At 41.3% G+C, this 25,527-nt stretch carries 19 protein-coding genes; 12 read left to right on the top strand and 7 right to left on the bottom strand.

Annotated elements, in window-relative coordinates:
- The first annotated feature begins 18 nt into the window (after positions 1-18).
- From FPL17_RS08825 to posA, 11 genes are all read left to right on the top strand, one after another.
- Positions 19-1,224, top strand: a complete 1,206-nt coding sequence (locus FPL17_RS08825; protein ID WP_159884566.1) for an aspartate aminotransferase family protein — start codon at positions 19-21, stop codon at positions 1,222-1,224.
- Positions 1,225-1,245: 21 nt separating this feature from the next.
- Positions 1,246-2,289: an arginine N-succinyltransferase gene (gene astA / locus FPL17_RS08820; protein ID WP_159884564.1), complete on the top strand. Its 1,044-nt coding sequence runs from the start codon at positions 1,246-1,248 to the stop codon at positions 2,287-2,289.
- Positions 2,289-3,758 carry a succinylglutamate-semialdehyde dehydrogenase gene (gene astD / locus FPL17_RS08815; protein ID WP_159884562.1) on the top strand — a complete coding sequence of 490 codons (1,470 nt, stop codon included), beginning with the start codon at positions 2,289-2,291 and terminating at the stop codon, positions 3,756-3,758. Before astA ends, astD begins: the two co-directional genes overlap by 1 nt.
- A gap of 32 nt (positions 3,759-3,790) precedes the next feature.
- Positions 3,791-5,131, top strand: coding sequence for an N-succinylarginine dihydrolase (gene astB / locus FPL17_RS08810; protein WP_159884560.1), 1,341 nt, complete (start codon positions 3,791-3,793; stop codon positions 5,129-5,131).
- Positions 5,132-5,164: 33 nt separating this feature from the next.
- Complete coding sequence (gene astE / locus FPL17_RS08805) at positions 5,165-6,139, top strand: succinylglutamate desuccinylase (RefSeq protein ID WP_159884558.1); 975 nt, start codon at positions 5,165-5,167, stop codon at positions 6,137-6,139.
- Positions 6,140-6,311: 172 nt separating this feature from the next.
- On the top strand, positions 6,312-7,802 hold the full coding sequence (locus tag FPL17_RS08800; RefSeq protein ID WP_159884556.1) for an amino acid permease: 1,491 nt from the start codon (positions 6,312-6,314) through the stop codon (positions 7,800-7,802).
- A gap of 314 nt (positions 7,803-8,116) precedes the next feature.
- Positions 8,117-8,767, top strand: a complete 651-nt coding sequence (locus FPL17_RS08795; protein WP_159884554.1) for a paraquat-inducible protein A — start codon at positions 8,117-8,119, stop codon at positions 8,765-8,767.
- Positions 8,764-9,543, top strand: coding sequence for a paraquat-inducible protein A (locus FPL17_RS08790; RefSeq protein ID WP_159884552.1), 780 nt, complete (start codon positions 8,764-8,766; stop codon positions 9,541-9,543). The genes FPL17_RS08795 and FPL17_RS08790 overlap by 4 nt, the downstream gene beginning before the upstream one ends.
- Before the next feature lie 45 nt (positions 9,544-9,588).
- Positions 9,589-11,241, top strand: a complete 1,653-nt coding sequence (locus tag FPL17_RS08785) for a PqiB family protein (RefSeq protein WP_032864454.1) — start codon at positions 9,589-9,591, stop codon at positions 11,239-11,241.
- The gene (locus FPL17_RS08780; RefSeq protein ID WP_151714829.1) at positions 11,238-11,939 is read left to right on the top strand and encodes a PqiC family protein; all 702 of its coding nucleotides are present in this window, start codon (positions 11,238-11,240) and stop codon (positions 11,937-11,939) included. The genes FPL17_RS08785 and FPL17_RS08780 overlap by 4 nt, the downstream gene beginning before the upstream one ends.
- 162 nt (positions 11,940-12,101) lie before the next feature.
- Entirely contained in the window at positions 12,102-16,100 is a 3,999-nt protein-coding gene (gene posA / locus FPL17_RS08775) for a delta-poly-L-ornithine synthetase PosA (protein WP_159884551.1), read from the top strand.
- An 88-nt stretch (positions 16,101-16,188) separates the two neighbouring features.
- Here the strand turns inward: posA and FPL17_RS08770 are convergent, their stop codons facing one another.
- Complete coding sequence (locus tag FPL17_RS08770) at positions 16,189-16,953, bottom strand: COG4705 family protein (protein ID WP_005190423.1); 765 nt, start codon at positions 16,951-16,953, stop codon at positions 16,189-16,191.
- A 159-nt stretch (positions 16,954-17,112) separates the two neighbouring features.
- Here FPL17_RS08770 and FPL17_RS08765 point away from each other — a divergent pair, with 159 nt between their 5' ends.
- Positions 17,113-17,673 (top strand): undecaprenyl-diphosphatase, encoded by a 561-nt coding sequence (locus tag FPL17_RS08765; RefSeq protein WP_005190420.1) that lies wholly within the window; start codon positions 17,113-17,115, stop codon positions 17,671-17,673.
- Positions 17,674-17,794: 121 nt separating this feature from the next.
- Here FPL17_RS08765 and FPL17_RS08760 read toward each other — a convergent pair whose 3' ends face one another.
- From FPL17_RS08760 to tssH, 6 genes are read right to left on the bottom strand one after another with little or no spacing between them, the layout of a single operon-like run.
- Complete coding sequence (locus FPL17_RS08760; RefSeq protein ID WP_167515362.1) at positions 17,795-18,763, bottom strand: M15 family metallopeptidase; 969 nt, start codon at positions 18,761-18,763, stop codon at positions 17,795-17,797.
- Positions 18,764-18,766: 3 nt separating this feature from the next.
- Complete coding sequence (locus FPL17_RS08755; protein ID WP_159884549.1) at positions 18,767-19,378, bottom strand: hypothetical protein; 612 nt, start codon at positions 19,376-19,378, stop codon at positions 18,767-18,769.
- A gap of 10 nt (positions 19,379-19,388) precedes the next feature.
- Positions 19,389-20,195 carry a type IVB secretion system protein IcmH/DotU gene (icmH, locus tag FPL17_RS08750; protein ID WP_005190413.1) on the bottom strand — a complete coding sequence of 269 codons (807 nt, stop codon included), beginning with the start codon at positions 20,193-20,195 and terminating at the stop codon, positions 19,389-19,391.
- A gap of 10 nt (positions 20,196-20,205) precedes the next feature.
- The gene (tssK, locus tag FPL17_RS08745) at positions 20,206-21,570 is read right to left on the bottom strand and encodes a type VI secretion system baseplate subunit TssK (RefSeq protein ID WP_005190409.1); all 1,365 of its coding nucleotides are present in this window, start codon (positions 21,568-21,570) and stop codon (positions 20,206-20,208) included.
- Positions 21,571-21,586: 16 nt separating this feature from the next.
- Positions 21,587-22,684, bottom strand: coding sequence for a type VI secretion system protein TssA (gene tssA, locus FPL17_RS08740; protein ID WP_159884547.1), 1,098 nt, complete (start codon positions 22,682-22,684; stop codon positions 21,587-21,589).
- A 25-nt stretch (positions 22,685-22,709) separates the two neighbouring features.
- A complete protein-coding gene (gene tssH / locus FPL17_RS08735; RefSeq protein ID WP_159884545.1) occupies positions 22,710-25,376 on the bottom strand; it encodes a type VI secretion system ATPase TssH in 2,667 nt (888 codons plus the stop codon).
- Between the last annotated feature and the right edge of the window lie 151 nt (positions 25,377-25,527).

Here is a 25,527-nt window from a genome sequence, read left to right as displayed (position 1 = left end):
AGGAAGTGAGTAAATAAAATGAGCGAAGTCGCAATTACACGTAGCAATTTTAATGATTGGATGGTTCCAGTTTTTGCCCCAGCAAATTTCATTTTAGTGCATGGCGAAGGGTCACGTATTTGGGACCAAAACGATAAAGAATATATTGATTTTGCAGGTGGGATCGCGGTAAATGCCTTGGGTCATGCACATCCTGTTGCAGTAAAAGCCTTGACTGAACAAGCTCAAAAGCTATGGCACATTGGGAATGGTTATACCAACGAGCCTGTATTACGTCTTGCAAAACAATTGGTAGATAGTACTTTTGCTGACAAAGTCTTTTTCTGTAACTCTGGTGCAGAAGCCAACGAAGCAGCATTAAAACTGGCGCGTAAAGTCGGTTTGCTGAGTGGTAATGTAAACAAGAACCAGATTGTTGCATTTAAGAATGCTTTCCACGGTCGTACTTTATTTACCGTAACTGCGGGTGGTCAGCCAAAATATTCTCAAGACTTTGCACCTTTACCAGGCGGTATTGAACATACTGCATTTAATGATCTTGAAGCAGCAAAAGCAGCCATTACCGAAAATACTTGTGCAGTCATTGTCGAGCCGATCCAAGGTGAAGGTGGTGTTCTGCCAGCAGATATCGAATTCTTAAAAGGCTTACGCGCACTGTGTGATGAAAAAGGTGCTGTGCTGATTTTTGATGAAGTCCAAACGGGTGTTGGTCGTACAGGTTCTTTGTATGCCTATATGAATACAGGGGTAACGCCTGACATTTTGACCACTGCAAAGGCATTGGGTGGTGGTTTCCCGATTGGTGCAATGATCACTACAGATCATTATGCCAACATGTATGCAGTCGGCGATCACGGCACCACTTATGGTGGTAATCCATTGGCTTGTGCAGTTGCTGGCGCAGTGTTTGAATTTATCAATACACCAGAAGTGTTAGATGGCGTTAAACAACGTCACCAATATTTCATCGATGCCTTAAACAAAATCAATGCTGAGTATGGATTATTCAAAGAAATTCGTGGTCAAGGTTTGTTAATCGGTTGTGTATTGAAAGATGAACATGCTGGCAAAGCGAAAAATATCGTGACTTTAGCGGGTGAAGAAGGTCTATTGGCATTGGTGGCGGGTGCTGATGTGGTTCGTTTTACCCCTTCATTGATCATTCCTCAACACGATATTGATGAAGGTCTAAGCCGTTTTGTTCGTGCATTAGCACGCCTCTAAGTCTGCTGTGAGCATCTGCCCATGATGATTGTTCGACATGCAGCGCATCGGGACTTAGATGATATTTATCGTTTAGCGCAACGAGCGGGGGAGTCTGGCATTGGCCTGACTTCCTTACCACAAAATAAAGAAATCTTGGCTGAACGTATTACACGTACCACTCGCACTTTAGACGGCTTATCCGAAAAGTGCGAGGCAAGTTATCTATTTGTATTGGAAGACACCAGCATTCACAAAATTGTGGGTGTGAGTGCAATTGAAGTTGCGGTCGGGTTGAATGAACCGTTCTACAACTTTCGTGTGGCAAAACAGGTGCACGCCTCTAAAGCCTTAAATGTGTATAAGACTTTAGACACCTTGTTTTTAAGTAATGACCATACTGGGTGTAGCGAACTCTGCACCTTGTTCCTTGATCCTGAATATCGCAAAAACCAAAACGGCAAATTTTTATCCAAAGTTCGTTTTCTGTTTATTGCCGCATTCCGTTCTTTTTTTGAAGAAAGATTGATTGCTGAAATGCGTGGTTTCTCGGATCAAAACGGACAGTCACCGTTTTGGGATTCCTTGGGCTATTTATTCTTCAATATGGATTTTGCTGCCGCAGACTATCTGAGTGGTGTGGGGCAAAAAGCCTTTATTGCAGAGTTGATGCCGAGATTTCCAGTCTACGTAGATCTGCTGAGCTCAGAGGCACGTGAGGTGATTGCAGAAGTACACCCACATACGCTGCCTGCGGCAAAAGTGTTGATGTCAGAAGGTCTTAAATATCAAGGTTATGTTGATATTTTCGATGCTGGGCCAACACTGGAAGCCAATACTGCTGAGTTACGGGCGGTGAAAGAGAGCCGCTTGCTCAAAGTTAAACTTACTGAGCAAGTCGAAAGTACTGAGACACATTTTTTGGTTGCCAATGACCAATACCAAGATTACGCCGTGTTGCTGATCAATAATAAAGTTGATGAAAGTGAGACTTTGTATATGACAGCAGCACAAGCACAGGCACTGAATATTGCTGAACACGATCAAGTCCGTGTTTTAGCATTAGAAAAAATGGAGAACAACTAATGTCACAAGGTGCATTATTAATTGATGGTGCTTGGGTTCAAGGACAAGGAACCGCATTTGAAAAAACCAATCCTGTCAGCAATCAGCAAATTTGGGCGGGGTATGAAGCAAGCCCAGCCGATGTTGCACAGGCTTGCGATGCAGCACGTCAGGCATTTCCTACATGGGCACGTTTGCCACTAGAACAGCGTATCGCGATAATTGAACGTTTTGCTGGATTATTAGAACAGAATAAAACCCAATTGGCTGAAGTGATTAGCCAAGAAACCAGTAAACCACTCTGGGAAACTTTGACCGAAGTGCAATCGATGATTGGTAAAGTGGCGATTTCGATTCGTGCTTATCATCAACGGACAGGTTTTAGTGAAACTGAAATGCCAGATGGCGTGGCTTCACTACGTCATCGTCCACATGGTGTTTTGGCTGTATTTGGCCCGTATAACTTCCCAGGTCACTTACCAAATGGTCATATTGTGCCTGCATTGATTGCGGGTAATACAGTGGTGTTTAAACCAAGTGAACTCACCCCTTGGACAGCGGAAGAAACTGCAAAATTATGGCAGCAAGCCGGTCTACCAAACGGTGTGCTGAATATCGTACAAGGTGGACGCAGCACGGGTGAAGCACTTGCAGCAGCAGAACAAATTGACGGTTTGTTGTTCACAGGCAGTGCCAACACGGGTTACCACTTGCATAAACAAATGGCAGGTGCTCCTGAAAAAATTCTCGCTTTGGAAATGGGTGGCAATAATGCCCTGATCCTTGATGAAGCCAGCGATATCGATGCTGTGGTGAATCTCGCCATTCAATCCGCTTTTGTTTCCGCGGGGCAACGTTGTACTTGTGCACGTCGTATTATTGTCAAGCAGGGTGCTAATGGTGATGCCTTCATTCAACGTTTTGTTGAAGTCGCTAAAAACCTAGTGGTTGGTGCTTGGAATGCTGAACCGCAACCCTTTATGGGTGGTGTCATCTCTGCACATGCAGCAGAACAAATGTTAGCAGCGCAAAGCAAACTGATTGCTTTGGGCGCAAAACCATTATTAGAAATGACCCGTCCACAAGCCGATAGTTCATTGCTGACCGCAGGTATTTTAGATGTTACTCAGGTGACCGATATCCCTGATGATGAATACTTTGGCCCATTGACCACGATTTATCGTTATAACAGCTTCGATGAAGCCTTAAACATTGCCAACAATACCCGCTTTGGTTTGGCAGTGGGTCTGGTTTCACCTGAGCGTGATTTATTTGATCGTGTACTGATTGAAGCGCGTGCAGGCATTGTGAATTGGAATAAACCATTAACAGGTGCTTCAAGTGCCGCACCATTTGGTGGTGTTGGGGCATCTGGGAACCATCGTGCCAGTGCGTTCTATGCAGCAGACTATAGTGCATGGCCTATGGCTTCACTGGAAAGTGACAGCGTTACTTTACCTTCAAAATTATCACCGGGCATTGTGCTGTAAGTCGGCTCGTATCGAGACACAGGGAGAATAAAATGTCAGGCTATGAAATCAATTTTGATGGCTTAGTGGGTCCAACGCACCATTATGCCGGCTTATCATTTGGTAATGTCGCATCGACCAAGAACCGTAATAACGCGTCAAATCCTAAACTTGCAGCAAAGCAAGGCTTAAAGAAAATGAAAGCCCTTGCTGACTTAGGCTTGAAGCAAGGTGTGTTTGCTCCACAAGAACGTCCGCATGTACCAACGTTACGCCGTTTGGGTTTTACTGGCAGTGATATTGACGTGATTAGCCAAGCGATGCGTACTGCGCCAGCTTTATTATCTTCGTTGAGTTCGGCTTCTTCGATGTGGACGGCCAACTCGTGTACGGTGTCGCCATCGGCAGATAGTGCTGATAAACGCATGCATTTTACCGCTGCAAACCTGAATAATAAGTTCCATCGATCAATTGAGCATCATACGACCACGCGTATTCTTCAAGCGATGTTCAATAATGATGTATATTTCGCGCACCATGAGGCATTGCCTGAAGCAGCGTTGTTTGGTGATGAAGGGGCAGCCAATCATAACCGTCTTGGTGGTGGATATGATCAGGCGGGTGTGCAGGTTTTTGTTTATGGACAGCAACAACTCGGTGGAACGGTTGCACCGCAGAAATTTCCTGCGCGTCAAACCCGCGAGGCAAGTGAGGCAATTGCTCGTTTACATCGTCTAGATGCGAAACGGACCGTGTTCATTCAGCAAAATCCAGATGTGATTGATCAAGGTGTATTTCATAACGATGTCATCGCCGTGAGTAATCAACAAGTCTTGTTCCATCATCAGCAAGCCTTTTTAAATCAAGCTGATGCATTGAATGAAATCCGTCAAAAAATGGCGGGGATCGAACAAGATTTTATCTCGATTGAAGTTCCTGACAATCGTGTCAGCGTTGAAGATGCGGTGTCGACTTATTTGTTCAATAGTCAGATTTTAACCCGTGCAGATGGCGGCATGAGTATTGTGGTGCCTGAAGAATCACGTCATAACAAGGCGGTATGGAGTTACTTGAATGACATGATTCAAATGGGTACGCCAATTGATGATATCAAGGTGTTTGATCTGCGTGAAAGTATGCGTAATGGCGGTGGACCTGCATGTTTGAGATTACGTGTTGCGGTGAATGAAGCGGAACTGAATGCGGTGAATCCAAACTTGTTTATGAATGATGCATTATTCAAAACGCTGAATCAGTGGGTCGATCAGCATTATCGTGATGAGTTAACACAAGATGATTTAGCTGATCCAAGTTTATTGATCGAGAGCCGTACTGCATTAGATGAGTTAACCAAAATTTTAGCTTTAGGTTCGGTTTATCACTTCCAGAGATAAACATTCAATAACGGCTTTTAAGGATGAAAGTACATGGTTGATCTATTAACGTTGACTTTAGAACAACGAGTCCCTGTGCAAATGCAAGGGGAAACAGCTGGATTTACATGGCAATGGCTAGGTGAAGGGCTATTGCAATGCACTCCAAAAACAGCTTATAGAAAAACCATGCTGCTTTCTGCAGGTATTCATGGCAATGAAACCGCACCCATCGAATTGTTGGCAAATATCATCAATGATTTATTTGCACAACGTTTAACTTTAGCAGTACGGGTACTGTTTGTATTCGGTAACCCAGAGGCCATTCGACATGGGGTACGCTATCTTGAAAATGATATGAACCGCATGTTCTGTGGCGCGTATCAGCAATTAGCCCAAGATCCGGAAACGGAACGGGCAGCACATTTAGAACAGGTTACCGCACAGTTTTTTGCCGATAGTGAAGTAGACACACGGCGTTATCACTACGATCTACATACTGCCATTCGTGCATCACGATTACCTGTGTTTGCCTTATTCCCTTATCAAACACAGCCTTATGATGACTTTCTCATCCAAAGTTTAAAGGCTGCAGATTTGGATGCTTTGGTCTATCACAATGCAGTTGGGAAAACTTTTACCCACTTTACTGTTGAACGTTTTCAGGCAGCAAGTAGTACTTTGGAGTTAGGCAAGGCTAAGCCATTTGGTGAAAATGATTTAGCTGAATTTGCCAGTACCGACCAGATGCTACGTGCAGTCCTTGCAGATCAAGCATTGCCGATCAGACAGAAATCCGACATTCGACAGTTTAAGGTGGTGGATTCAGTATTAAAACAAAGTGAAGATTTTCAACTCAAATTGAGTGCTGACGCACCAAACTTTTCTACTTTTCAGAAAGGCGAGTTGATTGCAACACAACAGGCCGGGGATTATGTCGTGCATGATCAACAAGTCTGGATTTTATTTCCAAACCCTAAGGTAAAAACAGGGCTTCGGGCTGGACTGATTTTAAAAGAAATTGAATAAACAGTCGCCGTTTTAACAGTTGAACTGTCGGCAAGGAATAGTTGAAATGGAGTTTGAATATGGATGTTCAATAGAACAAAGCGCGTCAAAGAATATCGTTTAGATATTCGTTTTTATGAAAGTGAAACAGCAAGGACAGGTTGTCATAAGAATACAGTTGGAGTGACCGTGTATGAGTAACAATAACGAAAAGACATTTCCCTCAGGCCAAGCCCTGAGTGGACAATATGTACCGCAGCAGGATGTTGCCAGTTTATCGGAAACTTCGAGCGCAGAGATTGAAGTGGGTAAACCATTGAAACGTGCCATGACCAAGCGTCATCTGGTCATGATTTCTTTAGGTGGTGCAATTGGAACAGGGCTATTTTTGGGCTCGGGTGATGTCATTTCTCAGGCTGGTCCAGTCGGTGCGATTCTTTCTTACCTACTGGGTGGTGTAATTGCATACATGGTGATGTTGTGTTTAGGTGAACTCGCTGTACAAATGCCAGTTTCAGGTTCTTTTGGTGAATATGCCAGAACCTATATTGGCCCAGGCACAGGCTATATGATCACATGGTTGTATTGGCTGACGTGGACTGCAACTTTAGGGACTGAATTTACCGCTGCGGCTTTACTGATGCAGGAATGGTTTCCTTCGATTTCCATGTGGACGTGGACCTTATTATTTGCAGGGCTGGTGTTTAGCTTGAATGTCAGTTCGACACGGCTATTTGCTGAGTCAGAGTTCTGGCTGTCTTTGGTTAAAGTCTTGACCATTATCTGTTTTATTGGATTGGGTTTAGCCGCTATCTTTGGCTTTATTTCTTATCATGGGCATGAGTCTGCACCGCTGTTCAGTAAGTTGACGGAACATGGCTGGTTTCCAAATGGTATTTTCCCAATTTTCGCGACCATGTTGATCGTAAACTTTGCCTTCTCTGGTACAGAATTGATTGGTGTCGCGGCAGGTGAAGCAGAAGAACCTGCGAAAACAGTACCTAAAGCCATCAATGCCGCGATCTGGCGTTTATTGATTTTCTTTGTGGGTACCATTGTGGTGATTTGTGCATTACTGCCTTATGAAATGGCAGGTATAAATGCCAACAGTGTCAGTAATAGCCCATTCGTTACCGTATTTAATTATATTGGTATTCCATATGCGGAAGACATTATTCGTTTTGTGATTATTACGGCACTTTTATCTGCTGCAAACTCAGGTTTATTTGCTGCATCGCGGATGATGTGGTCATTGTCTGCAAAGAATCAGTTGCCGAAGGTGTTTTCAAAATTAACTCGTTCAGGGACGCCAATTATCGCGATTATTGTGACCATGTTTGGCGCGATTCCTGGTTTGCTATCGGAACATTTTGCACCTGAAACAATTTTCAAAAATTTATTGGGTGTTGCCGCTTTTACTATGGTGGTGGTATGGATTTCGATCTGTGTATCCCAATTTAACTTCCGCAGACAATGGATTAAATCGGGTAAAACAGTCAAAGACCTAAAATTTGCTGCACCATTATTCCCACTCACCCCGATTTTAGGTGGTGTATTCTGCGTGATCACCTGTATCAGTATGGTGACTGATCCATCGATGCAAGTCGGTTTTGTCTGTTGTGTCCTGTTTATTATTGCCTGCTATGCGAGCTACAATATTTTTTATAAAAACAAAGCCATTTAAATAAAAAATTAATTCAAAATAAATATATAGACGAATAGGTTGTAGGCGTGATCTGCAACCTATTCGTCTTTTTTATGTATGATAATAGGGCTGCTGTACGCTCGGTGATAGACTACCCGTACCTGAGCTTTGCTCTTTCTGATAAAGACGAAATAAGCCATCTACTAATAGGATTGAGAATGCTTTTAGATGATGATTTGTTTACATATTGTGTAAGAAATACAGTCCGTGGTTGTGATTGCAAAAATAAAAGGTATAAATGGTTTAAGTCGATTTCTTAAACAACAAAGAATCTGTGTGATGAGTTTGACTTTATGGCGAATAAAAATAATCCATCCGTAGTGATTGGTCAGCAAGTCAGACTCACTGCACTGGCGGGTTGTGAAGAATGCGATGCAATATATCGCAGGGTTGAGCTTGCATCGGGTGAACGGGCATATTGCACTTGTTGTGGTGCGGAGTTATATCGTCGAAGTCGATCTTTTTCATCTTTGCTTGCCTTGGTCATTACCGCTTTGATTGTTTTTGTGATTGCCAATAGTTTTCCCATCGTCATTGTTGAGCTACAGGGCAATACCTCGCAGACCACTTTAATCGGTGCTGCATGGACCATGTTTCATATTGATCGTGCCTTGGTCGGTGTTTTAATTCTGATTACAACTTTTATTGTGCCTTTGGTTGAGCTGTTATTGCTAAGCTATGTGCTTTTTTTTATTAGTGTGTTGAAGGTCAGGCCTGAATTTTTGACTTTGGCACTGAGAGCCTTATTTCTGTTTCGGACATGGGGCATGGTTGAGGTTTTTTTAATTGGTGTACTTGTAACCTTGGTCAAACTTGTGGGCATGGTCACCGTTATTCCTGGTGTTGCACTTTGGGCATTTACACTATTGAGCGTGCTTTTGGTCTATATCGCTTCGGTCAAGATTAAAGATATTTGGGATGAAGTTGATCGGAGTCTTGGATGAAGCAAAAACACGACCATGACACCGAGATTGGTTCAATTGTAGAACACCTTTCCGATGTTGATTTACAGATCAAAAATTATGTCAGGGCAAAACAGGTTGGGCTCATTCAATGTCACTGCTGTGGATTACTGAATGCTGTAGCGAGTCACGCAGATCAGCAAAATCATGCTCAATGTTCAAGATGTAAAAGTACCTTGCACTCACGTAAACCACAAAGTTTAAATCGTACTTTTGCTTTGGTGGTCGCTGCAGCAATTTTATATATACCAGCCAATGTACTACCCATGACGGTAACAGATTCTTTGTTGGGGCGTCAGCAAGATACCATTATTAGTGGTGTGATCTATTTCTGGCAAAATAGTGATTATCTGGTGTCCGTGGTTATTTTTATGGCCAGTATTTTTATCCCGATTTTAAAATTATTGATTCTGATTTTTTTATTAATTTCAGTCTACATGCAGTCATCTTCAAGATGGCATTTTACCCCTGAACAATGTGCGCTGATGTATCGCATTGTTGAATTTATTGGGCGTTGGTCGATGATTGATGTCTTTGTGGTTGCATTACTGACTGCATTGATTCAAATTCAGTCATTGGCCACTATTTTGGCAGGGCCTGGCGCAGTTGCTTTTGGTGCTGTAGTGGTGTTGACCATGTTTGCTTCACTCAGTTTTGATCCAAGAATTATTTGGGACAATTATTTCAAGGCGCGTCACGCGAATGCGCAACAATCAAATCATTTGAAAGGAACGGCAATTCATCAATTAAAAAGTTAAGATTGACGATGAGCCTTATTTTTGACCTATAAAAGAAAGATCACTATGTCAGAAAATACCCCGAATAGCCAAGATTCTGAAGAAAACACTACGGTGTTAACGCAGAACGATGCAATCTTTGACGAACCTGAAAAAAAGAAGGGACGTTGGAGACCTGCACTCATTTGGCTGGTTCCATTTGTTGCGCTTTTAATCGCACTTTCGCTTGCAGCAAAAGCGGTTTTGGATACAGGTCCAACCATTGAAGTGTCTTTCCGAACAGCAGAAGGCTTGGTTGCAGGGAAAACCACGGTACGTTATAAGCAGGTTGATATTGGTTTGGTTCGACAAATTGATCTTTCGGATGACCGATCTCATGTCATTGCCAAAATCGAATTACGTAAAGATGCCAGTAATTTTGCTGCCAAAGATTCGCGTTTTTGGGTGGTGAGACCGCGAGTAGGAACGGGTGGTATTTCGGGTATTGATACCTTACTCTCAGGGGCATACATTGAAGTCGATGGTGGGAAGGCTGAACAGAAGCAAGAGAATTTTACTGGGCTTGAAGTTCCACCTGTAGTGTCATCGGATATACCAGGCAAGGTCTTTTTCTTAAAAGCACAGGACTTGGGGTCACTTGATGTTGGCGTGCCGATTTACTATCGCAGAATTAATGTCGGGCAGATTACAGCGTATAAATTAGCAGCTGATGGGAAAAGTGTTGAACTACAAACCTTTATCCAATCTCCTTACGATAAGTTCGTAACCACAGATGCGCGTTTTTGGCAGGCCAGTGGGGTTGATGTGACCTTAAATGCATCAGGATTTAATCTGGATACGCAATCACTGGCCAGTATTATTGCGGGTGGTATTGCCTTTGGTTATCCAGAAAATTCTGCTGGAGCAATTGCACCAGACAATAGTTATTTTACTTTATCAGACTCTCGCAAAGAGGCGATGAAGGAGCCTGATGGTAAGCCGCGTCCAATTATTATGTATTTTGATCATTCACTTCGTGGTTTAACCGCAGGTGCACCAATTGACTTTATGGGCATTGAGATTGGTAATGTCAAAGCAATCAACGTCGAATTTGATCAGTCTTATACGCATTTAAGAATGCGCGTGGATGCAGTGATTTATCCATCGCGTTTAGCGCATGGCAAAGAACTTGATCCAGATGGCGAAATTTTTAAATATTTTATCGAGAGAGGTTGGCGTGCGCAGATGCGGACAGGTAATTTATTAACAGGTCAGAACTATATTGCCTTTGATAAGTTTCCAAAAGCCAAAGCCGCGTCTTTAATCACGAGACCAGATGGACGTGTTGAAGTACCAACCACGGCAACAGAGTTGAGTGGTTTACAGGCACAAGTTTCACAAATCGCGGATAAAGTGAGTAAGTTCCCACTCGAAGAAATTGGACAAGATGTTCGTAAGACGCTTAATAATATGAACACCACCATTGAGTCGACTGACAAACTGGTAAAACAGTTGGATGGCAAAGTCGCACCTGGTTTACAAGCGACGCTGAATGATGTGCGTAAAACCATGCAATCGAGTGAATCCATTTTATCCAGTGATGCACCGATGCAGCAGGATGTCCGTAAAGCATTGCAGCAAATGACTCGAGCTGCGGCATCTTTACAATTAATGGCTGATTATATTGAACAGCATCCTGAATCATTGATTCGGGGTAAAAAAGCAGAGGCAAACAAATGATAAGAACAATCATCGCTAAACATTCATCTGCTGTAGCAGGAGTGCTCAGTGGCGTGAGCATCTTATCTGCTGCGGTGTTGCTCACAGCTTGTTCGGGTTCACCCACACCGAATTATTACACCTTGGCAAGCAAAGTTTCTCCATTGCCAAGTTCAAAAGTCAAGGTCATTGAAGTATTGCCTGTTGGATTACCAGATCGTATCAATCGTGCGCCTATCGTGATACAGGATGCAGCAGGTAAATCTAAAATCATGGAAAACGAGCGTTGGACGTCCACGCTTGGAGCTGAATTAAGAGATAACCTGTCTGCTGGCCTACAGCAAAAACTTGGTGCGGTTGATCGTTATAACAGCGGTATGGTGGGTGGCAAGGTGTCTTATCGTGTCGCAACTGATTTTTCACATTTTGATATCATTAATACATCTGATATCGCGAACAAAAATGTTGAAGTTTCGGTTGCGTGGATCATTAAGCGTAATGATCCGAATATCACCTTAGATCAAAACTCAACCCAAAATCAGCAGCTGGCCTGCCGTATGACGTTTACTCAGCCAGTATCAGGTAAGAACAATCAGATACAAGATATTGTGAGTGGTGCGAGTAGTTCATTGAGTCGAGTTATTGATGCAATGGCGCTGTCAATTGTGTCCTTAGATGCAAAAACCTCACCTAACATAAATGGGGTAATTTGTTCATAATTTGAATAAAAAGTGGTCAGATTGATCACTTTTGTTCTGTTCAGGTTTTATTGTTTATTCAGACATCACAGTTTAATGTTGTTTTAAGTTGCTCTCTTTAATTTACCAACGAATACCTCATTTCGTCTTTGGCTAAATCAAAACATTAAAGAGAGCATAAAAATGAATCAATGTGTGATGAGCGCAAAAAATATTATTCGTGGTAAGCACCACCCAGAATTTTTACAGCATGAAGTCCTTGCTGATATTTTTATTGAAACAGCACAAACATTTCCTGAAAAAGTCGCCCTGATTGAAGCTGAACGAACGTTGAGCTATGGCGAGTTATATCAACAAGCTTTATTGATGGCACAGCATCTGACGCTGAAAGGAATTAAAGCGGGTGATATTGTTGGTTTATGGCTACCTCGTGGTATTGAGTTATTAAAATCACAGTTAGCCATTTGTTTAAGTGGTGCGGCTTGGCTACCATTTGATATGGATACGCCCGCAGACCGAATCGCCGTCTGTCTTGAAGATGCTACTGCAGTGGGGATGATTACCAGTGATGAATGGTATGAACACTTACAAGAAGTACCACAAACGAAATGGACCAATACTGAATTGCAGCGACCACTGCATGAGACTGTGGAATTAGCCAAAACCTCACCTGAACAGCCTGCCTATATTATTTATACCTCGGGTTCGACAGGAAAGCCGAAAGGGATTGTAATTACCCAGAAGAATATCTGTCATTTCTTGCGCAGTGAAAACAGTATTTTAGGGATTCAAGAGCAGGATAAGGTCTATCAAGGTTTCTCGGTTGCTTTTGATATGTCCTTTGAAGAGATTTGGTTGTCTTATCTTGTTGGTGCAAGCTTATGGATTGCACCAAAGTCCTTAGTCAGTGATCCAGAGCGACTTTGTCAAACGCTGAAACAACAACAGATTACCGTATTACATGCGGTACCCACCTTGTTGGCTCTATTTCCAGAAGATGTCCCGAACTTACGTATCATCAACCTAGGCGGGGAAATGTGCCCTGATTCATTGGTGGAACGTTGGGCTTTACCACATCATCAAATGTTTAATACCTATGGTCCGACTGAAACCACGGTATCGGCTAGTTTAGAATTATTACAGCAAGGAAAACCCGTCACCATTGGTAAGCCATTACCAAATTACGGCATGTTGGTGATTAATGCAGAGCGAGAGTTATTAGCTCAAGGCGAAACGGGGGAGCTGTGTATTTTTGGTCCGAGTGTGGCACAAGGTTATTTAGGTCGAGCTGATTTAACTGCAGACAAATTTATTGAGAATCCTTGGGCAAATAATGAGGATGAAATCAGTTTGTATCGCACAGGAGACCTCGCCAAAATTGATGAGTTCGGTCAGGTACATTGTTTAGGTCGTGCCGATGATCAAATCAAAATTCGTGGTTTCCGTGTCGAACTCGGTGAAATTGAAGCAGCGCTTTGTGATCTGGATGGAATCGGTACTGCTGCCGTCATTTTAAGAGCTGAAGATGGTATTGATCAGCTGATTGCTTTTATTGCACCTGAGTTGGAGGCAAAACAAGCGATTGAAATTAAGCAGCTCAGATATCAGCTTAGTCAGCGTTTACCGCCATATATGGTGCCAAATCGCTTTGAAATTATTGAAGAAGTGCCACGACTATTATCTGGGAAAATTGACCGTAAGGCATTGAAAGCTCGCCCATTAACCAGTGTGATTGATCGTAGTGAATCAGACCAGCCACAGAATGAAGCAGAAGAGATTTTATTTGAGATTCTAGGTCGTTTATTTCCCAATATCCCAATCAAGTTAGACTCAGACTTCTTTGATGATCTCGGAGGCCATTCCTTACTTGCCGCAGTACTGATCTCGAATTTACGTGAACACCCTCAATATAGCCATCTAACCATTCAAAGCTTATATCAGGCGAGAAAAGTTGGGGCGATTGCAGCTTTAATGTTAGAACAGCCTGAACCTTCCTTATTTGATCGTCAGATTGGACAAGACAATCCGCGTAATCAAAGCTACAAATGGCTGTGTGGAATTGCACAGGCGGTGACGATTCCTGTATTGATCTCGATCAATATTCTGCAATGGTTGGCACCATTCTTTACTTATCACTATTTCACAGGCGGCACACGAGACAGTATTCCTTATGCGATTGTGCTGTCGTTATTGGTTTATGTCAGTGTGATTATTGCCAGTTTTGCAGTTTCAATTACGGTAAAACGTTTACTGATGTTAGGGGTGGGTGCAGGTCGTTATCCATTATGGGGGATGACCTATTTCCGTTGGTGGCTAGCGGATCGGATCACCAGTATTTCACCTGTATATCTACTCTCTGGTTCAACCTTACTGAATTTATATCTCAAAGCACTTGGGGCAAAAATTGGGCATGATGTCACGATTAGCTCAGTGCATATCCGTATGCCATCTTTGTTAAAGATTGAAGATGGGGTCAGTATTGGTTCCAACGTAAATCTGGAAAATGCCAAGGTTGAGCACGGACATCTCGTATTGGGTTCAATCCAACTCAAACAAGACAGTTATGTGGGATCTTATGCAGTATTGGAAGAAAATACCGTGTTAGAACCGCAAGCGCATGTCAATGCTTTAACCTCAATTGAATATGGGACGACGATACCCGCAGGCGAAATTTGGGACGGAACACCAGCGAAAAAAATAGGCCATATTGATGATTTTGAATCATTGGCAGCACGTCCAAAATTATCCTTAGTACGCAAATTTTCTGAATATGGCTATTACAGTATCAGTGCTTTAATCATCGCCTGTTTATTCTTTATTCCGATTTTCCCAAGTTTCTTGTTAGTGGATTGGTTAGATGTGAATGTGTTTAATATTGATCCGAATAATCATGTTCAAACCGCACTGTATTATTTCATTCTTGCGATTCCTGCCAGTGCCATGATGATGGTCATTACCGCATTAATTTCATCGGCAATACGTAAGCTGGTATTACCGCGTTTAGAGACAGGCACTTATGCCATACATGGTGGTACCTATTATCGTAAATGGTTCGCAGCTCAGATTTTAGAGACCAGTTTACAGACTTTACATGGTTTGTTCGCCACCCTATATGCTCCGACATGGTTTCGTATGTTGGGCGCAAAGGTGGGTAAAAATACAGAAATTTCGACTGCCACAGGTGTAATTCCTGAAATGCTGACACTAGGTGAAGAAAGTTTTATTGCAGATGCGGTGATGCTCGGTGATGAAGAAATTAAAGGCGGCTGGATGTCGCTGAAATCGACTCAAATTGGCAATCGCAGCTTTGTTGGGAATAGTGCATATATCGCAGATGGTACGGTATTACCGGATAATGTTTTGATTGGGGTACAATCGAAAACGCCAGATAACCGAGAAATGTATTCAGGTCAGACATGGTTCGGTTCGCCACCTTTATTGTTGCCAGCGCGTGAAGCAGCAGCGCAATATCCAGATCATCTGACCTTTAAACCAAGTATCAAACGCCGTTTCATGCGAGGTTTGATTGAGGGTTTACGTATTGTATTACCGACAGCACTCGCCATTGGTGTAGGTTATATGATTGTTTTAGAAGTGATTGATGTCATTAATGACTATAGTATTGCGATGGGGCTATTGGCTTTAACTATGGCTGGACTGTTATATGGTGTCGGTTGTTTTGTCATCGTGACCGTATTGAAATGGGCTTTAATTGGACGTTATCAACCACGTTCGGCACCGATGTGGACCATGTTCGTTTGGCTTAGTGAAGGGATTACCAGTCTCTATGAATCTGTTGCGATTCCGAACTTCTTGAATTATTTAAGAGGGACACCAATGTTGCCTTTCTTCTTACGTCTTTTAGGTGTTGGGATTGGTAAGGATGTATATCTAGATACCGCCGATATCACTGAATTTGACTGTGTGAAGATTGGTGACCGTGCAGAATTTAACAGCTTCTCTGGGCCACAAACGCATTTATTTGAAGACCGCATCATGAAAATAGGTCAAGTCAATATTGGCAATGATGTGGTGGTGAATTCGCGTAGTATCATTTTATACAATGCCAATGTGGCTGATCATGCGGTATTAGGTCCACTGACATTGGTAATGAAAGGAGAGAATATTCCTGCAAAATCAGCATGGATTGGCTCACCTGCAGTACCTTGGAAACATAGCTAATCATTTATAAGTGATCACTAAAAGGGATAAGAAAATAATTTTTCTTGTCCCTTTTCTATATGTGCAGTGAAGAGGATTGAAGAAAGATTTAATGTGCTGTTGAAGCTGGTTTAGATTTAAAAAACACTAAACAAACAAGGATAAAAGCCAATAACACAAAAGAAGCACCGAATCGGCTTAAATCCAGCCCACCGTGATCAAGAGGTTTATCTAAAAAGTCACCTAAGACCGCACCGAGAGGTCTGGTTAAAACAAAAGCTGACCAGAATAAAAATGTTCTAGAGATCTTGGTCCAATAATATAAGATAATCAAGATAAGCAGTAATGAACCAAAGATCAGGGCAGCCCCTGTATAACCTAGTCCTTGGGTATCTGCTGTCCAGTCACCAAGCGCTGTTCCTAGGGTTTGAGAGAACATAATGGTGACCCAGTAAAAGGCTTCGGTCTTTGCGGACTGGACACTGTTCACCGCAATGTTGCCACAGCTCCAATACCAGATCGCAAGCGAGCTAAGCAGTAGGGTGAGTAAAATAATACTCCCTCCGAGATAACCTATGCCTAGAGAGCGATCGACATAATCAGCAATGGTGGTTCCCAGTGTTGTGGTTGAGATAATGGTTGCCCAATATAAAAAGGGTTTGTACTCTTTGGCTTTCATTTGCAGTGAAACAAAGCCAATAAAAATAATAGAAAAAATACATGTACTTAATATATAGCCCAGATTGAGCGACATTGATAAAGCATCACCAGCCGTTTCACCGAGTGTTGTTGCTGCAATTTTTATAATCCAGAACAGCAAAGTCACTTCAGGCACTTTGCTTAATACTTCTGGTAGCCTATTTTTGTTATCCATAATTCACTCCAATTGAAGGGTAGATCAAATTTAGGATTTTTTTATTAATAGCGACTTAAAACTAAATTGTAATTTTGTTTGGTTTTTAAGCGTATTTAATTTTATTTTAAGTTGATATTTTTATATTTGCATCGTCAAACCATCATGGAACGATTGACGATGTCAATTGAAACGATCGATATCAGCTTATTTAATTGGATTAACTCGGCTGCAACTCAAAATCCTATTTTAGATAAAGCTGCATTATTCGCATCTCATAATTTAATTGCAGTATTATTTGTATTTTTAATTGCTTCATTGTTTTTTAAGGATAAAAAATACCGAGTACAGTTTATCAAGATGCTTATCACCATCGTCGTTTCTTTATTGGTCACGCAGATCATTCATGCGATCTATTACCATCCACGGCCGTTTGACCTTGGAATCGGACACATCCTGACAGGGCATGGCTCATCTTCTTCATTTCCTAGCCAACATACCTTGACTGTGGCAACGATTGCTTTTTCTTACTTAGTTTCGGGCTATCGAAAAATAGGAAGTGCAGCTTTGCTATTGGCTTTAATCGTAGGTTGGTCAAGGATTTATATAGGTGTTCATTTTCCTTTTGATGTATTAGGCTCATTTATTATTGCTTTTATATTAGTGTTGGGGATGAGTGTAATATTTAAGGAATTTATTTTTAAAGTTAAAAAAACAATTCCCATCTCTGTTGTTGATTAAGATAATTTTAATTTTAGTATGATTTATATTTTATTGAAATATTTTAATTCGATATTAAAATAAAGCCTATCTATTTATAAAGATAGGCTTTATTTATTTTTTACTGTACTTTAGATTTGTTTTAAGACTCATCTGCTCTTGCTGTTAACTGTCCTTCAGCAGTCAGTTGTTCAGCCATTTCCTTGGTTTTCCTTAAACCAGGCATACGGTATTCGGTATGACCATAATCTTTAATCGATTTCCAACGACCACCCCAAGTCAAACCAACTGATTCAGCAACTTGACCATATAACTCATAACCACGCATAGCCCAAGGGTCACGTTCAGTAATCACGACTTTACCATTGCGCTTAAAGGCTACATCCGCTGCTAAACCGAATTGGTGATAGCTTTGGTAACCCTTGGCTCGGGTTGTATTTGGGTTACCAGCTAACATATTCTGACGACTTGGGCTGCGATAACCTTCAAGTAGAACCAGCTCATAACCATGTTGTTCTTTCATGATTTTAAATACCATGAGCAAGCGTTGCTTATAGCGTGGATTGATTTTGTCCCATTTACGATCAACCAGTGACGAATCCAAGCTGCCATGCGAATGCGTAATTGGAATCTCAATTTGAGAAGCGTCAATGCTTGGATCTGTCGGGTGCTGAGCTTGATACGCTTGTTCTAAACGAGTTGCTTCTACAATTGCATCTTGGATCAGTGTATCGTCAACATCGGGTGGTGGACTGAGCATTTCACCATTGAGTAAACTATAAATCTGCGGGTCTGTCTCTTTCAAATACTCTGCTTCAATTCGTGTGGAATTGATCGGGCGGGTAAACGCAAAAATCATAATACTGGCAAATAAAAAGAAGCCTGCGATTAAAATCCACCATTGCTGTAGGTGCCAATGAGATTGGAGTTTTTCTGGCGAAGCTGCTTGATGCATATTCTCTGCGAACTGCATGGCATTGACAATTTTCTTTTTTCCGCTTGGGAGCAGGGATTGCAATAGTTGTTTGGATTTATGACGTAACTCATAAGACATGAGCAACGTCAATCCAATCGCAACTGCAGCGAAGCAGAAGAAGATAAGCCAAATCATTTTTTATTTGAGGTCATTTACGGCAAAAGGTTTTTGGGTCACTTTTATCTGTACAGTTGCTTCAGGTGCTTCGACTTCAGCTTCAGGCTCTTTTGTTGGAGCGGCTTTAGCTGGTTGAGGGGATGTTGGCTTCACGGTTTTATTTATTACCGCTGCAGCTGGTTCATTTTTCCCTTGTGGTGATTTGACAGAGGCTACCTTTTGCGGTGTTTTGGCATTTGGCTCATTGGCAAAAGGGGAAACCTGCTGCCCACTCGGAGCAGGTGCTGCTGCTGGTGTCCGTTGGAAGAATTTGCTTAAATCATTACTTCCTGGTTGAGCAATGTTATTTTCTTCAACGGGTTCTGTTGTTTCGTGCTGAATAGTCGCAACTTCATCGGTATTTTGAGCTGTCGCTTTTGCATTCGGCAGAACGGTTGGATTTTCTTCTATCGCTTGTTGTTGCTGTGGCATTGCTATATCTGCAGAATTTGAACCCATAACAAATACAAATAAAATCAGAGAAGTAAAAATTACCCCTGAAATAAATCCAATCAGTATATAAATTACAGGCGATAAGGTTTTTTTCTTATTGGTCTGTAATATGCGTAAAGAAGTTGCTCTTTCCTGAGTCATACGTTATCAACTAAGGCAAATGAATGGTGATATGTGCTTCTTCAGCTGGTGCAGAAATCACATTTTGATAAGGGTTTAAAGCAGCTTGATTTTGTTTTGACAGCATGAACTTTAGGCCCGCAAAAGTGAGTGCTGCAAACATGAGCAAGAAGATCAGAATCCAGAAAAAAGGCAACTCATGGTGAATGATATGTTTAATCTGGTCTGGGATCGCTGCAAATGGAGAGAAGGCCGCTTTCTTACCTTTGAGATAATCAATCTCATCGCCTACACGAGCGACGAGATGGTTTAAGCTCTCAACTGATTCCAGTCGATACTTGCCTTGAAAACCAAGCAATAAACAGTAATGGAATACTTCAAGTGAAGCTAAGCGCTCTTTGCCACGACTACGGAGTTGTTCCAATATTTCAAAAAAACGATAACCTGCCAGTTGTGAACCAAATAAGCTCAATTGCAGTGGGCTAATCAGCCAAGTATTTTGCAAGTTAAAGTAAGCAGGATCTTGTTGTGTCGCAATCGTTTCATCAATCAGTGCACAAAATGCATATTTCGAATCATGAATATCATCGGCAGAAAATTGCAATCGTTTGGCCTGTTGCTCAAAACGATTTAATAGATCCAGAATTTTTTCACGGAAATCATTCGGGTTGGCAGGAATGTAACGATTACGAATTAAGAAAACCAGATAAAACCCATCATGTAATAGGTCAATCAAATTGGTGACTTGCGCTTTATTCTGTGGTTGCTCAGACGTAGGGAGACCTGAACCGATTTTTCCATCATCAAATAAAGAAGGGATGCCTGTTGGTTGAGTCATTGTTGTTCTCTTAACTATTCATTACAGCAATCAGTTCAATACTAATATCTTGGAACCCAGCAGGCACATAGATACAGATGGATTCTGACTCAAGCATACGTTGATAAAGTTCGTGGTGCGGTTCAATCTCAAAATAGCTCACACCTGAACGGACTGGAATGGCTGTCGGCACTTGCATTAAATGATGGAGTGGAACAGCTGGAAGTGCTGCAATTACACGTTGTTCGACGTCAATGGTACTACCGACTTTAAAGCGCAATGGAACGATTTGGATCAATTCATGGGTTTGCATCATGCTGCTTGAAACAGCGACATAAAGACGTGTATCACGGGTAATTTTGTCGGACTCGAGACTACCTACCCAATAAGACGGTCGAATTTCTTTCAAGGCAATGCTGAAATAGCGACTTGAAATAATGGTATCTAATAAATCTCTTAGAATCAGATCAAGCTGTTGGAAACTGTCTTGTAATTGGTGATGCTTATAGTGTGGCAAATGATCAACATCATACGCAGTGGAGAAGGTCAGTAAAGATCCTGTCAAACGCAATAATTCTGAAAATAAACGCTCAGGGTGAATCAATGGATATTGCAACAGGTGATTCAAGCCTGCATAAGCCGTATTTAAGGCATTGATTAACCAGAACGAAACGATGTCACCCGAACGGAATTCAATGAGTTTCTGTTCATTTTCACGATTGTTGCTTTGAATGGTTTTAATTTTTGCCTTAATAACGTTGAGCGTACGCTTTAAATTATTAATTAAAGATTCCGAAGCCGCGATATGCAAAATAGGGGGAATAAATTTATTGTCTAACTCAAAGTGACCTGAGCTTTGACGCTTAATCTTAGCGACTGGAATATATAAGAAGCCATCTAAATTTTGACTAGGTTGAATATGCTGTTCTAACAATTTGAATTCGGCACGACGACGTAACAAATTCAGTTCAGCAGGGCTAGCATCAGTAAACAGATCATGTGTTTCAGTCAAATAGTTATGATAACGACTAGAAACTGAACGTGTTTCATCGGCAATGTTTTTCTTATTGGCCTGCAAAATTGGCAATGCCAGATAAACCGTCATTTCACCTTGTAGATTAAGGTCATCTAATAACAATGGTTCTGGTAATAAGTCTTGTGCAGGTGCATGATAAATTTCACCATCTTGCCAAATGATTTCGACTTCTTGCAAAGCTAGAATATGAGTAGAAAGTTGAACTTCATCGAACTTTAATTTCTGCACGCCATAGGCATGTGGAATCATTGCTCGAATCGTATGATTCAAACGTTGCTCATGGTAAGTGTCTTGAATCTGGAAATGCTGAGGACGTAAAAATAAGCCTTCACCCCAAAGAATCTTTTCTGCTTTAAACATATTTATTTACCAACAATTATTCGTATTCATTCTTTGGCTGAACACCAAGGGTGTCCTGTAGCATTTGTAAAGGATGTTCATCCTTAATCACTTGGGTTAACCATTCATGCAACGGCATTTGACTCCACTTGATGGTTTTTTGCAGCATATAGCTGACAGGACTATGCGGCTCATTTTTTTGAAAATAAGTGGCAATTTCTTGCAGTACACGCATGGCCTGTTCACGATTTTCGACATGCGATTGAACTTGTGGCTGGAAAGACAGCTGGTTTTGGGGTGCAGGAGATTGTGTCGTCACGGGTTGTACCATCGGCGTTGTCGATGTTTCGATTTCTGTAATGACAGTTTGGGCCAGTTGCTCAAACAAATCGGTCTTATAAATCTTTTTCAGCGTGATATGAATGGTGTCTAAGCTTGAATCGATCGCAGCAAAACTAGGTGAGTCTAAACCAAGCAGGCCATCTAAAACCTGTTTCAATGTTGCCCATTGTTGTAGGATCTCATTAAAACTTTGATAGTTTTGACGCTGAAAATTTTTATCTGTATTTGATAAGGCTTGTTCGAATTGCTCTAATTCTGTCGAACCACTTGAGCCCTCATAATCATCGCTTTGTTTACGACGGATATTCTCATGATAAAGAAAGTTGTCGTAGTCGAGCAAATGATAATAAGGTGCATGATTGATCAAAGAGACTTTTTTGATCAATAGCGGCAGTTGGTTAATCAAGCCCTGTAATAAGCCAATACGTTGATCTAGATCCTCATCTTCAACTTCAGGGTGTAGCGTTAACCAATATTGTTCTAATAGGCGATGGCTAAGCTCGAGACTTTTGGAAATTCCTTCAAAACCATAAAGGTTTGCCCAAGCTTCTGAGAGCCAAGTGAGTAAACGGATATCTTTACTTTTCGATTGGAGTAAATCTATAGATGTCATTGAGACAAAGTCCCAATCGGCCTGCTTAGGTTCAGTGACCCAGTCACCTTGATCAAGCAGTACATCATCTTGGGTCTTTGCTTTTTTAATCGCATGAAACTCATTTGAAAATGAGTAATCCTCACCACAAGGTGACTGCTCATTAATTGGCGTTAGTAAAGATAAAATATCCATATGCATCACAAATTTGGCTCAATCTTAAAATTTACACTTCAGCTTTGGTTTTTTTAGTTGAACGTTTCTTGGTTACTTTCTCAACTGGATCTAACTGATAGGTAATTTCATCATCTTTAGTATCAATCACAATGAGTTTCGGTAGCTTATGTTCCGCGAGAGCCACTAAAATTTCAGTTGCCAAGGCAGGAAGGACAGTCGAGTTGAGGATGTTGTCCACATTTCGTGCGCCGCTATCCACTTCAGTACAACGGCTTAACAATAATTCGATTAAATCATCAGAATATTGAACCTTGGTCGCATATTGCTTCTCAATACGAGCCACGATTTTCCCAAGCTTATGCTTGATGATACGAACCAGAAGTTCATCATGCAGCGGAAAATAAGGCACGATACGCATACGACCAATAAATGCAGGTTTAAATTGTTTATATAAACTTGGTTTTAGGTGTTCAATTAAATCTTCGGCATGCGGCCATTCTTCTACAGGTTGATTTAAGCATGCCTGCATAATTGCGCTCGAACCTGTATTTGAGGTCAAGATGATCGTAGTATTTTTAAAGTCAATTACACGGCCTTCGCCATCTTCAAGCATGCCTTTATCAAAGACTTGATAGAATAATTCTTGCACATCACTATGTGCTTTTTCGATCTCATCTAATAGCACGACACTATATGGATTGCGACGAACTGCTTCTGTGAGAACACCACCTTGACCATAACCGACATAGCCAGGAGGAGCACCTTTCAATGAAGACACCGTATGCGCTTCCTGATATTCAGACATATTAATGGTAATCAGATGCTGTTCGCCGCCATAAAGTTCGTTGGCCAAGGCAAGGGCCGTTTCAGTTTTACCCACACCACTTGGGCCAATCAGAATAAATACACCTTGTGGTTTATTTGGATCTTCTAACTTGGCTTTTGAGGTTTTAATACCCTGAACCAATTGAGCAAGCGCATAATCTTGCCCCATGACACGTTCGCCGAGTTTATCTTCAAGCGTTAGAATTTGTTTAATTTCATCGTTGACCATATTTCCAACTGGAATACCCGTCCAATCTGAAATAATTTCATTAACGATTTGCGCATTAACACGCTCAAAAACCAAAGGCGTTTGACCCTGTAATTGTGCTAACTCAGCTCTTAAAGAGGCAATCTGTGCTTTATGATCCGTTTCTGTTTGCGCATTAAGCTGTTGGATTTGTTTGACCAACGCAAGTTCTTGTTGCCACTTAATTTCAGTTTCCTGAATTTCGTTTTCTAAGCTAGTGAGTTGTTGATTAAGATCATCTAGACGTTGGTGGTGAATAGGGAACTGTTGGTGTTCATGCGTTAGAATCTGATGTTCTAATTTGAGGTTATGTTGTTGTGCTTTGAGCTGATCTAAAATCACAGGCTGTGCATTTTGAGTCAGCGCAACACGTGCAGAAGCCGTATCCAATACGCTTACGGCTTTATCTGGAAGTTGGCGACCGCTAATGTAACGATGTGAAGCTTGAACGGCTGTAATAATTGCTTGGTCATCAATATGTAAATTGAAGTGATTTTGCATGACTGGGATCATGGCACGTAGCATATCGATTGCCACTTCCTCAGTCGGTTCTTCAATTTTAACCACCTGAAAACGACGGCTGAGTGCTGCATCCTTTTCAAAGTATTGTTTATATTCAGCCCAAGTCGTTGCAGCAATGGTTCTTAACTCACCACGAGCCAATGCAGGTTTGAGCAAGTTTGCTGCATCATTTTGTCCAGCCTGACCACCCGCACCAATCATGGTATGTGCTTCATCAATAAATAAGATGATCGGGTGAGCAGAGGCTTGTACCTCTTGAATAACTTGTTTTAAACGGTTTTCAAACTCACCTTTAACGCTTGCACCTGCTTGTAACAGTCCCATGTCTAAACTATGAAGCTGTACATTTTTGAGTGCTTCAGGGACTAAGCCTTGTGCAATTTTTAAAGCTAATCCTTCAACAACAGCAGTTTTACCTACACCAGGCTCGCCCGTCAAAATTGGATTGTTTTGACGACGACGCATCAAAATATCCAGCATGAGTCGGATTTCAAACTCTCGACCAATAACAGGATCGATACCACCATTTTGCGCTTTTTCAGTCAGGTTGATGGTGTATTGATCGAGGGCTGGTGTCTTAGCTGCGGTAATAGTTGATTGTGTATCTGTTGGCTCTATTTCTGAAGTTATTGTGTTTTCTGTTTGAGGCTGTTCGCTGCTTTTCCCGCAAATATCGAGAAACTTATGTTTCATGGTATCGATCGGGAAAAGTTCAAATAAACTTGATGCTCTAAATGCAATTTGTTGTAAATCGGGCGCAGTTAACAAAGCAATCAATAAATGACTACTGCGAATTAAAGGCGTTTGTTCCGCAGAGGCAAGTAACCATGCCTGTTCAAATAATCGAACGATTGATTTTGCAAAGATCGGAGTACGGGTATTTCCCTTAGGTAAAGAGGCAATTGTTTCTTTTAAATCAGCAATTAACGCATCTGGAGAGATATTATTTTTTTTTAATAAAATGTGTAAATCATTGGCTGTATTTTGATTTAATAATTCAACAAATAGATGTTCAATTTCAATCTCATAATTCAATTGGTTAATACAGAAATTTGCAGATTTTTCTAATGCAGTACGAGTAGGAGGTGATAGTTTTGTGATTAAAACCTTTAAGTTACTCATTTATTACTCACAATAATTTTTAAATACCAAGTCCTATTCGCGAAGTTCTAACTTGATATGGTTGTTTTTGCTAGAAATATTTTTTGAATAAAATCAAAAACTTAATATAACTCTACGCGAGTATACAGATTATTCTACAACAAAAAATGTC

The sequence above is a fragment of the Acinetobacter dispersus genome, assembly GCF_009884975.1.
Classification (GTDB): Bacteria; Pseudomonadota; Gammaproteobacteria; order Pseudomonadales; family Moraxellaceae; genus Acinetobacter; species Acinetobacter dispersus.
Note: the sequence above shows the minus strand (reverse complement) of the source record. Positions and strands in the feature narration are given on the sequence as shown.